Origin of the sequence: Planctobacterium marinum, from assembly GCF_036322805.1 — a bacterium.
Taxonomy (GTDB): domain Bacteria; phylum Pseudomonadota; class Gammaproteobacteria; order Enterobacterales; family Alteromonadaceae; genus Planctobacterium; species Planctobacterium marinum_A.
In genome coordinates, this window is record NZ_AP027272.1 from 276,230 (window position 1) to 290,081 (window position 13,852).

The following is a 13,852-nucleotide window of genomic DNA, read 5'->3' on the forward strand; positions in this document are numbered from 1 at the left end:
CGCAGTTGCCACAAAAGGGATTAATTCAATGCTTGGTTTAGGGTATATTCTGTCTCTGGCAAGACTGTCTGACTTTCAATCCATATTTTCGGAATTTATGTTCAAAATTATTCACACCTCAGACTGGCACTTGGGGCAATACTTCTATACGAGACACAGAAAACAAGAGCACCAGCAGTTTTTACAATGGTTGCTGCTGCTTGTTGAGAGGGAAAGCGTAGATGCTATCATTGTCGCGGGGGATATCTTTGATACCAGTGCGCCGCCCAGTTATGCCCGAGAACTCTACAACGAATTTATTATCGGCATACAGAAGCTGGACTGTCAGCTTGTTTTTGTTGCGGGTAATCACGATTCAGTAGCGGTATTGAATGAATCAAAAAGACTGCTAAAGCAATTGCATACTCACGTCATTGCACAAGTATCTGAACAACCCGACGAGCAATTGATTATGCTGCAAAATCAGCAGCAAAATATGTTGGTGTGCGCGGTTCCTTTTGTGCGACCTCGCGATGTGATGTTAAGCGAGGCACAACAAAGTGGGTTGCAAAAACGCCAGCACCTGGGACAGGCCATCAAGGCGCATTATCATTCCCTGTATGCGCGGGCTTGCGAAATACGGGATGAAGCCACCACTGCCATGCCAATTTTAATGACGGGTCACCTTTCGGCGCTGGGTGTGAGTCAGTCTGATTCGGTTCGGGATATTTATATCGGGTCCCTCGATGGCTTCCCTGCGTCTGATTTTCCACCGGCGGATTACATTGCCTTGGGCCACATTCACAAGGCACAAAAAGTTGCGGATGCCGAGCAGATCCGTTATTGCGGCTCCCCCATTGCTTTAAGTTTTGATGAACTTTCACAGCCAAAGAGCGTTGAACTTGTGTGTTTTGAGCAACAGGCATTGCAGTCGGTAACCAGCATTACTATTCCGCGTTTTCAGGCAATGCAAAAGCTCAAGGGCAATCTTAAAGAGCTGGAACAACAGCTGGCGCAGTTGCCTCGTGATGAATCCATCTGGTTGAGTGTCGAAGTGACAGAACAAGACTTTCTGTCTGACTTACAACAGCGCTTACAGCAGCTGACAGAAGGCACAAGATTGGAAATTTTGCAGGTGACTCGGGCTAAAGGTCAGCGTCGCCAGGTATTATCTGCGCAGCACATTGAATCCCTGAGCGAGCTGACTCCCATGGAAGTGTTTGAACGTAGACTGGCACTGGAAGACTTTTCTGATGAAGAGCAACAAGCCCGAACAGCGCGTTTGATAACGCTGTTCAATGAAATTGAATCAAGCCTGGATGAGGACGCTGAAACGCCAGCAAAGGTAGCAGAATCAGCAGCAGAGCAAGGAAAGCTATTGTGAAGATACTGAGTCTGGCGTTTCAAAATCTCAACTCTTTGCAGGGCAGGTGGAAAATAGATTTCACCGCTGAGCAGTTTGATGCCAATGGTTTGTTCGCCATTACCGGCCCCACTGGAGCGGGTAAAACCACACTATTAGACGCTATTTGTGTGGCCCTTTACCATCAAACCCCAAGGTTGGGCGCGCTGAGTCAATCCAGTAATGAAATTATGACCCGCGGACAAGCGCAATGTGGCGCTGAAGTGGCGTTTGAAGTTAAAGGAAAGGTTTACAGAGCCAGTTGGTTTATGCGTCGTGCCCGAGGAAAAGCGGATGGTAATCTGCAACCAGCGGATGTGGAACTGGCGGAGGTGGAAAGTGGCAAAATACTGGCGTCGCAGATAAAACAAAAAGCCGAATTGGTAGAGCAAATCACCGGATTAGATTTCGCCAGATTTACTCGCTCTATGATGCTTTCGCAAGGTCAGTTTGCGGCGTTTCTCAATGCTCGAGAGGAAGAACGGGCTGCATTACTGGAGGAACTGACAGGTACCGATGTTTACGGGCGAATTTCCGAAAAAGTGGCACAAAGAAGGTCTGAAGCTAAGAGACATTTGGAGCAGCTGGAAGCGCGTTTGGCGGGAGCCCAGTTGTTAAGTGATGAGCAGCGAGAGGCTTTACGGAATGACATAGAACAGCAAAGTCTTGAGGCTGAAAAAACCAAAGCTGACCTTCAAAATACTGAAATGCATCTGTATTGGTGGCAGCAACTAGTAAAGCTGGAAGAGGAGTTATCCGGGGCACAATCTCAGCTGACAAACGCACAGCAAGCACGGCAGGCAGCCGAGCCTCAAATGGAGTGCCTCAGGCAAGGCGAGGCGGCCGAGAAGCTGCGCTTCAATTGGCAAAACCAACAACAAAACACAACCGCGCAACAGCAAATGCAAGCACGCATCACCGCACAAGAACAGGCGTGTGCTTCCGCCACCCAACAACAACAGCAAGCAGAGCAACAGTTTTCGACTTTGAATGAGCAGCTCAAGAAGCAACAAGTTAGATTCGGCGAGCTTGAGACCATGATCCGCCAGACCCTGATCCCGTTAGAGCGAGAGTTGCTCAGTACTGAAAATCAAAAATCCGACGCTCAGCAGCAGCTGGGGCAGCTGCAACAAAGTAACAATGAGCTGCAAAGCCAATGGCAGCAGATTAAACAATCCCTTAGTCAAACAGAAAATGAAATGCAGCGTTTGCAAGCTTGGTTGCGAGAGCATAAATGGCTAAAAGGGCTGGAGCACAAGCTATCTGGTTGGCAGGTGAGCGCAAAGCATATAGCTGAACTGCAACAGGTAATTCAGGAAAAGCAGCAGGCTTTGCAAGAGAGCGAACAGCAGCATCAAAGGTTGCTTGAACAAGGTCAGGCAATGGCTAAAGCTGAATCTGAAGCTCGTCAAAAGTGGATGGCGCAGCAACAGCAAGTGATGCAATTAGAGCAAGCGTCAAACGCGATTGTGAGTGAAGAGAATAGAGAGCAGTGCCAACGACAACAGGTTGAACTCAGCCAGCAAATCCCGGTATTAATGAGGCTGAAGGAAATTCAGCGCCAATGGTTGTTTTATCAAGCAGAAATATACACTCAAACAACAGCATTGGCTGAAACGGAGCAAAATAAAGCGACGGCACAAGAGAAAATAGCGCTGCTGCGAAATGATTATGCAAGGCAGGAAAAATTGCTTAAAAGTTTGCAAAAGCAACTGGCCCTGACCCAGGAAATAACCCGCTTCAGAGAGGTACTGGATAAAGATTCCCCCTGTCCTTTATGTGGCTCAATGGAGCATCCAGAATCCCTCCCCGAACTGGTGGAAAGTGAAGTGGCCGAGGAGCTGCAACAGGCTGAACAAGAGCTGGAGCAGTTAAAGCAACAGGGCACAAAAGCCCGTGAGCAGCTTGAGTCGCTCACAGAGAAATGTCGATTATTGGGCTCGGGCATTGAGCAAGCCAAGACACAATCTAGCCAGGCTGAATCTGATTGGCGTGCGCAATTAGCAAATTTTCAGATTGCGGATACTCTATTGATTTCGGATAGAGAACAGCTTAGCCGGTTGTATAAAAAGTCAGAAGTGGAATTGGCGGAGCTTCAACGGCTATTAGCTGAGGACGCGGCTCAGCAGGAAAAACTGAAGGCTGCACAGCAAATGAGCAGTCAGTTGCAGGTTTTATGTGACAGTGCTGCTAATGATGTGTCCTTGCAGCAAGCTAAACTCGATGCTCATCAAAAGCAAATGCAACAGTTGCATAAGGAACTAGAAAGTCAAATTCAATCTTGCCAAATACAATCCCTTGCCTTTATAGAGGAAATGCAACAGGTGGCATTTCCAGAGCCTGTGCAAGCAATTCCAGATCCCCATTGGTTTGACGCTTTGCAGCAACAGCTATCGCAGTGGCAGGCTAATTCCGAAGCGATGCAGTCGTTGACCTCGACTTCCGATAAACTGCAAACCCAGCTGGCGGCTATTACTCCACAGCTGGAAAGCAACGAGCAGCAACTGAAGGATGAGCAGACCAGGCTGGAGGTTATAAAGGAAAACCTGCAGGCCATGCAGCAACAAAAACTAACACTGGCCGGTGAGCAATCCAGCGAGCAATTACTCGATGAGGGACGTCAACAATTAGCCACATTAGTAGAGAACGTGGAAGCCAATCGAAGCGCTGCACAGCAGCTACGGGACCTGATGTTAGCCAGTCGAAATAAGCTGCAAAGCTTGCAACAGCAACATCAGGAAATACAGCAACAAGGTGTCGAGCTTCGCGGGGTTTTCTCTTCCCGACTGGAGGAAAGCCCTTTTGACGATGAGGAAGCGTTTCAGTCAGCGTTATTGCAAGAGCGGCAGTTACAGCAATTACGGGAGCAAGATAAAACACTGGAGCAACGGCTTCAGGAGGCACAAACATTATTGGCCAACACTCAAAACAGGCTTGCTCAGCACCATGGCAATGTGCCCGAACAACAGGATAAGGAACTTCCCGACAGGGATGAGGCGATAGCCAGGTACACCCACCAAAAGCAACAATTTAATGAGCAATTGCAACTGTTAGCAGAGAGGTTGGGGGAGCTAAGGGGGCAGTTGCAGCGGGATGAGCGCAACCGTCAACAGCAAAGTGAACTGGCACACACCATCTCAGAATTCAAAAACGAGTTCGATGATATCCAGTATTTGTATGATCTTATTGGTCATGCCAAAGGAGAAAAGTTTCGTAAATTCGCTCAGGGACTGACCCTGGACAATTTGATTCATCTTGCTAATCGCAGGTTGCAGCAATTGCACGGTCGTTACCTGCTTAGCCGAGAAAACGTTGAAGGTTTAGGCATTAAGGTAACCGATACCTGGCAGGCAGACAATCAGCGCGATACCAAGACCTTGTCGGGCGGGGAAAGCTTCTTAGTGAGCCTCGCATTGGCTTTGGGCTTGTCTGATTTAGTGAGCCACAAAACCAGCATCGATTCTCTGTTTCTGGACGAAGGGTTTGGCACCCTTGATGCCGAAACTCTCGACCTTGCACTGGACACCTTGGATAACCTTAATGCTTCAGGCAAAACCATCGGTATTATCAGTCATATCGAAACCTTGAAAGAGCGCATTCCGGTACAGATCAAAGTGAATAAGAAAAACGGCCTCGGGGTGAGTGAGTTAGAAGCGCAATATCGGGCTTCGGTTGCGGGTTGAATCGAGTCTCATTCAGAACTGCGAGCACGGTTTGCACTGGCTCGCAGTAAGGTTTGCTTACAGCGACGCGCTCAAAGTGATAAATAGGGAGCGGGGTTCACCGACAAAGTAACGATAGTTGCCAAAGGCAAAATCAGCGCGCTCGGCATAGTCTTCATCCAACAGATTGAGCAGCCTGAATGACAGAGAAAAGTGTTCTGATAGCGGCATTGCAGCGCGCAAATTCAGCAGCTGATGACCATCGTATTTTGCCGTGTTGGCCGGATCTAAATAGTAGCTGTCCAAAGCGTACCATTCCAGCTCTACATGGTAGTCGTCTTGCGACCATTTTAAGCTGCTATTGGCATTGAATCGCGGTGCGGTATCGATATCGTTACCGCGAATATCTGTGCCACTGGTTATGGCGGGATTGTTGTCGTAGGTGTGGCGGGCGTAATCCAGTGCTACAGTCCACTGCCAACTTGGCGTGAATTGCCAATTGATTGAGAGCTCCATACCGTCGTGCCTGGTTTCTCCCTCACTGACATTTCGCCGTTGTGTATCCTGGAAAATATGATCGGATTTTTCCATGCAATACAAGCTCACATCGTAAAAAATGGATTGATTCAGAGATTGCCACTGACCGCGCAAGCCAAGCTCCAGAGAAACCATATTTTCGGAGTCCAGGTTGGCACTCACCTGGCCATTTTGCAATCTGAATAACTCTGTAGCCTGTGGTGCTCGATAGCCATGGCTCAATTGAGAATAAACAAATTGTGATGCAGACAGGGAATAGTGAAGCCCCAGCTTAGCCGACCAATTAGAAAAAGTGCGTACCTGATCTTCTGGTCGATAAAAGCGGCAATTGTCCACGTCAGTGGCACAGGCATTACCATCGGAAAGTAAATTTTCGTAATCGTAACGGCTGTGTTCATAGCGCAAACCTGCTAACAGAGCCAGGGTATCATTGAGTTGGTATTGCAGATCAACATAAGGAGAAAGGGAGGTAGTTTGCACTTCGTAATCATAGTGTTCACCTTGTGGTATGGCAGCGCTAAACGGTTCTTCCTGAAACTCTTTTAACCATCCTTCGGTAGAGTCGACATCAACGCCAGTTGTAACCTTAATGTCGCGGTATTGGTAAGCCATACTGCTTAACATCCCTAAGCTGCGCTGCCCGTTTTCTTCGGTGGCTTGCCAGGGGAGGAAGTGCTGCAAGAATGCCATGTCATGATAGCGCAGGTAGGGTTTTAACAGGAATTGTGCGCCGCTGTATGCAAATTCTATTTGCGACCAGGCACGAAATGAACGGCTATCCCGATAGGCTTCTGGGTTTGGATTTACCTGCTTAAGAGCGGCATCTTCATATGCTTCAAAACCTTGAATAAAGCCAGCGGTTTCCTGATCCAAATTGCTATAACTGATGCGATTTTTGATGCTGTAATCTCGATGCTCTTTTTGGTGTAACAAATCGAATTTTTGCTGCTCAAAACCGCTATCGTTTTTATAGCCACCATCATTAGTGGTGACCCCGTAGACAGCGAATTTGTGCTCGCTGTGACTGCTCTTTGCTACAAATTGCTGGCGGTTGTATTGATTAGGACCAGCCTCCAGTGCCACAGAAAGTTCAGGTAGTCGTTGCCAGTCAGGTGACAGCAGGTTAATTACCCCATGTACTGCGTTGCTACCATAAACTACCCCCGCAGGCCCCCGTAGAACCTCAACTCCACCAGATTGCAGAGTGTTGATATCAAATAATTGATTTGCATTACAAAAACCTGGTGCCCGGAGGCTAATACCATCTTCAGCCATATAAAACGCACCACACGCGCCGGCGCCTGTGAGGACCGGGGAGCGTAAAGAGGTCAAATGTTCCTGACCATTACCGCGGCTTATCCAGACTCCGGGGACTCGATTGGTCACCTCTGTTATATGTGTCGGCGCAATTGTGGCAATCTCTTGTTGGTTCACCCGAGACAGGTTGCTGTTCACCTCAGCAAGGGCAAGGTTATTGCGGGTACCGGTAACCACGATGGTATCCATGGCATTTTCTATTGCAAAGGCATTTGCACTTGCAAAGATCAATATAAAACTGAAGATAAGACGCTTGTGAAACATATTGTTCTTTTTATTTGATTTAGCAAAAGCTGTTTTTACTGAGTGAACCCTCAAAAGGAACAAAACAAAGTCAGATTCGAATTAAATTCTCTAATATGACGCTAATTTCGCCGAAAAATGCGAAATTCAATATTTCAATTTAGTCCGTCATGTTCACTCGGTTCATTGTAAAGGGCTTTTCAATATTATAAAACAGAGTTCATTTATTTTATTGACCACCGTTCTTTTAATATAATGCCACATTTGTTGATTGAGTTTTAAAAATCTCAATCAACAGGTAAGCACTCGGTTAAATGGCTGTTTGTTTCCAGCGACCTGTCCTGAAGAGCAAATAACCAAACACTGCGATCAGCGACTCTGCTGCAAGCACAGCTACGTAAACGCCTTGCGATTGCAACTCAAAATATACGGCCAGGCAGTATGCCAAAGGTATTTGTATCAACCAATAACAGAAAAAATTGATGCGGGTGGGTGTCATAGTATCGCCAGCACCGTTAAATGCCTGCACCAGAACCATTCCCAGTGCAAAGAAACCGTAGCCATAAGCCACCATGCGCAAGCAGTCGATGCCACTCTGCAGTACGCCCGGGTCATCATTGAATACAACAATGATATCAGGAGCAAACACAATAAACAGCAGCGCCACAGTTAGCATAAATATTATGTTGTAACGGGCAATAACCCACACGGAGCGCTCAGCCCTGTCTGGCTTGCCTGCACCCAGGTTTTGACCTACGAGTGTGGCGACCGCATTGCTCAATCCCCATGCGGGTAAAATGCTGAACATTACCACTCGAATCGCAATGGTATACCCGGCGACAGCTTCACTGCCATACAGAGACACAATACGCATCAAGATTACCCAGCTTGCGGTAGCTATCAGGAATTGCAGCATGCCTCCCATTGAAACCCGAATAAGTTGCTGAATGATGGGTAATTGAATACGCAGTTGAGCTATTCTTACTTGTATTCTGCCGGCAACACCAAATAGGTGCCAAAGCTGATACAGCACACCAATTCCTCGTCCAATACTGGTTGCAATGGCTGCGCCTGTTACCCCCATCTCTGGTATTGGACCCAAACCAAAAATAAAAATGGGATCCAGTATTATATTGATGCCATTGGCAATCCAAAGGGAGCGCATGGCAATTGAGGCATCACCGGCGCCACGAAAAATGGCGTTGATAATGAACAAATACAAGATAGTGATGGCGCTACACAGCATGATAGTGGTGTAGCTTTCACCCATCGCCAGTACTGCTTCGTCAGCCCCCATCAGGCGCAGGATATCTGCTGCATAAAAGCTGCCAATCAGGGCGATGGCCAATGCTATTGAGAACCCAAGCCACAGCGCTTGCCCGGCAATAGTATTGGCCTGCTCTGGCTGCTTTTGGCCAATGCGCCTGGCAACCAGCGCCGTCACTCCCATACTCAGGCCAATTGCAATGGCATAAATCAGGGTGAGTACGGCTTCAGTAAGACCAACGACGGCCACTGCTGCGAATCCTAATGCGGAGACAAAAAAGATGTCTACAATAGCGAATACGGATTCCATTGCCATTTCCAGCACCATGGGAACAGCCAGTAAAAAGGCCGCTATACCAATGGAACCTTGGGTAAAATCTTGTTGCGTATTATTGTTTAAAGATAGTTTGAATAGTTGCCATAACGATGGCTTATTTTTTTGATCATCCATCACGCTTTATCCACTAAGCAAGGCACTCGAATATCAATAATCGAGCGCGAAAATCTACAGAAAGCAATTACTTTCCGGCCGGAGAGTCTTCAAAAGGCTGAAGCGGTTAAGAGGTGGTACGTTATGCTTGTCGAGAGGACGTGGCTCTTAAGAGCGCGTAAAACCATTAACCGGCTGTGATAACACAATATCAGCGCAAATGAAGTGGATTACATTGTTCATTGGCCTGCTCCGGTAATAGTTGATAAGACTCGGCAGCATGACGAACACAGAGCAGGTTGTCAACGGGTTTGTTTGGAGGGTTACAAATTGCAACAGTCGTTGATTGGCTCACAGGCAATAAAAAAGGCGCTTAGAAGCGCCTTTTATCACATCAAACTAATCAAGGATTAGTCACAAGCGACAGAGTCACCAGCAACAACTTCTGAGAAGATTGAGGTTTCAATGTTGGTAAAGGTTACATCATCGATGAACCAACCAAATTGACTTACAGTCACGTCAGAAGAGATTCTGAAGCGGAACTGTACGGTCTGACCGTTCAGTGCTTGACCGAAGCTGATGGTTTCAGTGTTACCCATGAAGGTTGCGAAGTCACCATTGATACCACTATACACTGGGCGGTTTTGCAGTGCCTGAGTGGAGTTAGTGAATAGTGATGCATAGTTATAACCAGTAGAGAAAGTACCACCAGCAGCCGTTACATCCATCCAGTCGCCACCGTTGACGCTGATCTCAACAACTGCACCATCCCAAGCTTCTTCTAACCAGTAGAAGTGCCAGAAGTTGATGGAGAAGTCTTGACCATAAGCGACTTCTACCATGTCAGTTTCTACGGCAACGTCAGATTGGAATGAGTTGTTTAGTAACAACATAGTCTGGCTACCCAGATCCACACCAGGATTGAATGACTGGAAGTAGCCTGTATTAACTGTATCGAAGGTTTGGGTGCCAGCAGCATCTGAACCACCGTACATCACGTTTTCTTTGAAGTTATCCAGACTGGCCAGTGTTTCCATGTTGTCATTGGCAGTTTGGCCTACAACTGGAAGTTTAACGAAGTCGTAGTTGACCAATGCGCCAGCGTAAATAGTTTCAGGCTCAACAGTATCATCGCCTTCAACCGCTTCAGGGAAGCTTACGCCAAATACTACTTGATCACCTGTACCTGCAGAATTCAGAGTAAAGGCAATGTCGCCACTACTTGCTGATTCAAACAGACCAACATCACCGAAAGTAACCATACCATCGTTAGCCAGTGTAACATCGTGACCACTCAGTACTTCTACCTGTGCGGTTACACCAGAAAGTACTTCACTGCCGTTATTTCTGATGCTGAATGACATGTTGGCACTTTCACCCGCATCGATAACACCGTCTGCAGTACAAACATCAACGCCTGCTTGAGAGATGCTTACACTGCCAGCGCCGTAAGATGCAAGCTGTGTCGCATATGACTCAGTTACGCCTGAGTTGTCATCGCTAAAGCGAGGTGGAGAAATCGCGCCGAAGCCCATACCACGATTCGCGAATGCTTCAACTGCTGCGTTAAAGTCATCAGCATCATTTGCCAGCATGACTGATAACAATGCATCACGTGCTTCTGTGTAAGTTGGTGCGATTGGCGTCGCTTTATAGCTGGCCACCAGGTAGTTAGCCATGCGCGCTTCAGCCACGTCAAACTCATACATGTTCAACAGGCGAACATAAACGTCCCAAAGTACAGCAGCCCACATTTCACCTGCGCCGTGCGGAGATGCACCATTAGTTGGAGGTAGTCCTGGGACTTCAGCACCAGCTGTGATGTGTTGGAAGGTCAGAGGGTTGACTTCCTGGTTTGGCGTGTAAGGTGCACGACGGATACCCGTGTAGAAATCCTCTACGTAAGTACCAGTAGCAAATGGCATTTGCCATTCTTCGTTGCCTGGGATTTCTGCGTCAGACTCTTTGATGATGAACATCATAGAGTGGAAGTCACTCCAGCCCTCACCCATGGAGCGGCCCTGGAAGTTGATCAAACCAGCAGCGTTACCAACCAAACGGTTTTGGATGTAGTGGCCCCATTCGTGAGCGATGATGCCGTTGTCGAATGATGAGTCTTTAAGTGGGAACTTGCTGAATAGCTCAGCAGTTACTTGCTTGCCTCCGGCCATGCGAGAGTACAGTGCCTGACCTTCCTGGTAATTCAAACCTACGTTTGGAATTGTTACTGAAGGATCATCCCCACCCATCGGTGCAGGCGTGCCGTCATCGACATTGTTAACAATAATGGCAGCAATAGCTCCGGCTTCTTGAGCATTTAGTACTTTTTGTACAAAGGTACAGCTACCACGGTCGATAACTGCGATACGACCTTCAAGCGCATAACCATTAACTGCTGACTCACAACCGTCGTTGACAGAGCCACTGTCAACGTCATTACCGTCGTTCAAACGTCTCAGGTTGGCACTAACATCGGTGTACTGCTGAGGACCAAATGAAGACAACTGTGTGGATTCAAGTATGCCTAATGTGCCGTGAGAAACGATATTAACACCCTGATCTACACCATTAACGGCGTCTTTTGAGGTGTATAGGTATTGCTGCATACGCGGACTGCCACCGTCAGAAGGCGTTGCCATGTTGGCATTGTTCAGACCTGAGTAATCTTGTGCTTGTACTTCTAATGGGTCACCACCAACACCACCGCGGCCATAGTTGTCTAGCTGGGCGTTACCCGATGCTTCGTCAAAGCCGTGATCGTACCACCAGTCATGCATGAAGTTGTTCATTACGAACATGTTCACTACAGCAGATTGACGGTTCACAAAGCTGTTTGCACGCTGAGTTTCGTCAAATGGGTAGTCGAAGGTCATCGGTGAAGTAGTTGATACAATGATATCCCCTTCGTTGTAGCCTTGAGGAGCAACAACGTCAGCATAAGCTAATACGTTGTTTCCGTAGGTGTACATGGCATATTCAGGTAACCAAGGATCATCAGTACTGATTTTACTGTAGTTATCTACAGTAACTAATGGTTGCTCAACATAAGCTGTTGGGTCTATTTCTCCAGCGGCTTGAGGGATAACCTTGCCGTGAGGACCTTGGTAAGGGAAACCGTCTTCTTCAGCCCAAACACGATAAGTAAATTCAGCGTTGGCTTGCTCACTCGCATGAGAGACCAAATTCTTGCTGAACAATACTTTACCGGCATTGTTGATAACAAAGCTGAAGTCATGGCTGTCTAACGGGTTTTCCATCTGTGCCAGTTTAACTTCGACATAATAAGAGGCAGTTAGCTTACCGTTTAGATCGTAAAATACTTGCTTGGCGCGCGGCTGACCAACGACTTCCAAACCTTCTGTAGTTTCAGCGTCGAATAGAATGTAATCGCCTTTTTTCTCAGCAATCGTTAAGTTGGCTTTTGTTTTGCCGCCACTGATTTCGGAGATAGCTTTGTTAACGGCAGCTTCAGGTGTGCCGAAGCTTGAGAAAAGTTGCAAAACTTGTGGTGCCGAAACTTTTGTACCCAGGTAACCAGAACCTGCTACCAGGTTGTGCTCACGGTCCATAACGATGTTGTATTCTTTATTAAATACCGGAACACCTTGTACTTCTTGGCGGTACTTCGCCACCAATGGGCCTTGGTCAGTGTCGTGAACATAAGCCAAAGTGGCGCGGTTGAGAGCAGTTTCTTCAGAAGAAAAACCTGTAAGGCTGTTCAGGTAGTATGAAGCTGCATATGCGTTTTTGTGCTCTGGAGCAATCAGGCTCAGATCGGGTTTGCTTTGACTCTCAGGAGCCCACAAAAAGGTTGCTTTACCCATTTGTGCATCAAAGTGGCTCTTAAGACCAGAAGCAGTTGCGCGCTCAGCCAATGCTTTTTCACGCGCTGCGGTCGCAAGGCCTACGCCTTTAAGCTGAGTTGCACCAGCGTGATCGTAATTTTTCAGAGAGTGTGGAGCATGGACACTGGCTGTAGCGGCAGTCGAGGAGAGTGCTGCAGATACCAGCAACGCCACGGTTGAGGGACGAAGCTTGTTCATTGTTATTCCTTCATGTTTGGATATGTTTTTGGGTTCGCATCGATGTAAGCTCGGGCCCCTAATTAGCATCAGAGCCTTGTTTTTTTTCTGTCGTAAACGCTAAAACACCGATAAGCGGATAGCACTTTACCCCGCAGTTATATACAAATGCAATAGTTCTCAATGGCAAATTTAAATGAATGTTCACAAAAATTTACGAAAGATTTTCGCTTTATCGATTAAGTTGCCATAAAGGGATAAAGTGGTCTATTGTCACCGTTGGCTTTTATCTTTGGCTGCTTTGTGCTGTCAAGGTTAAGATATGGCCCTCAGTTTCTATCGTGTGTATTTTGAATAGCGCTTCGCAGGGGGTTTTTTTTGCCACGTCTTTTCTCAGCATTAACACGACAAAATTCTCTGATATATCCACCACTTCGCTGGTATCGAATCCAAGGTATTTCCGCACAAAGGGGTAAATGGCCTTATACAAGGTTTCTTTGGCAGAGAAGACTTGCGTAAACGCAAAGGAATAAGGAAGTGGTGAAGCCAATAATACTCGTTGCTCATTTTCGTTGATTATCTTGCGACTAATACGCTGGATGGTTGCATCTGTAAAGGTGGTTTCCAGATCTAATCCAAGCATGTCAAATTGCCGTGATACCGCAGCAGTTGCAAGATTAACCTTGTGGGAAATGGCACCTACAACGTTTTCTGGCCATTGAGGGGAACGATCTGCATTACTTGGGACTATTTGATTTCTCAACCCCAATGCCTCCAGAGCTTTACCACTGGCGAGTCGACCAGCAATAAACTCTGCCTGCCTTTTAGGGGCCGCTGATGCCAGGTGCGGGCTTAAGAAATGGCTGTTGGCTTGAATAAATTCATTCTGCTGATTTGTATCTGGGGGAATATCGCAAAAATAGAGCGTTAACTGGTGGTTATCCAGAGTTATTTGCTGGCTTCTGACAGGATCTTTTTTTTGCGTCATGACTTC

Annotated in this window: 6 protein-coding genes; 2 read left to right on the top strand and 4 right to left on the bottom strand. The window is 47.1% G+C overall.

The window, feature by feature from the left end:
- Positions 1–28: 28 nt before the first annotated feature.
- Both sbcD and AABA75_RS01315 read left to right on the top strand, forming a co-directional pair.
- Complete coding sequence (sbcD, locus tag AABA75_RS01310) at positions 29–1,363, top strand: exonuclease subunit SbcD (RefSeq protein ID WP_338290562.1); 1,335 nt, start codon at positions 29–31, stop codon at positions 1,361–1,363.
- Positions 1,360–5,064 carry an AAA family ATPase gene (locus AABA75_RS01315; protein WP_338290563.1) on the top strand — a complete coding sequence of 1,235 codons (3,705 nt, stop codon included), beginning with the start codon at positions 1,360–1,362 and terminating at the stop codon, positions 5,062–5,064. The genes sbcD and AABA75_RS01315 overlap by 4 nt, the downstream gene beginning before the upstream one ends.
- A 57-nt stretch (positions 5,065–5,121) precedes the next feature.
- Here the strand turns inward: AABA75_RS01315 and AABA75_RS01320 are convergent, their stop codons facing one another.
- The 4 genes from AABA75_RS01320 to AABA75_RS01335 form a co-directional block, all read right to left on the bottom strand.
- A complete protein-coding gene (locus AABA75_RS01320) occupies positions 5,122–7,161 on the bottom strand; it encodes a TonB-dependent receptor (RefSeq protein ID WP_338290565.1) in 2,040 nt (679 codons plus the stop codon).
- Between the two features lie 289 nt (positions 7,162–7,450).
- A complete protein-coding gene (locus AABA75_RS01325) occupies positions 7,451–8,857 on the bottom strand; it encodes an MATE family efflux transporter (protein ID WP_338290567.1) in 1,407 nt (468 codons plus the stop codon).
- A gap of 389 nt (positions 8,858–9,246) precedes the next feature.
- Positions 9,247–12,879, bottom strand: a complete 3,633-nt coding sequence (locus AABA75_RS01330) for a M36 family metallopeptidase (RefSeq protein WP_338290569.1) — start codon at positions 12,877–12,879, stop codon at positions 9,247–9,249.
- Positions 12,880–13,144: 265 nt separating this feature from the next.
- Positions 13,145–13,846 (bottom strand): 4'-phosphopantetheinyl transferase family protein, encoded by a 702-nt coding sequence (locus tag AABA75_RS01335; RefSeq protein ID WP_338290571.1) that lies wholly within the window; start codon positions 13,844–13,846, stop codon positions 13,145–13,147.
- Positions 13,847–13,852 lie beyond the last annotated feature (6 nt).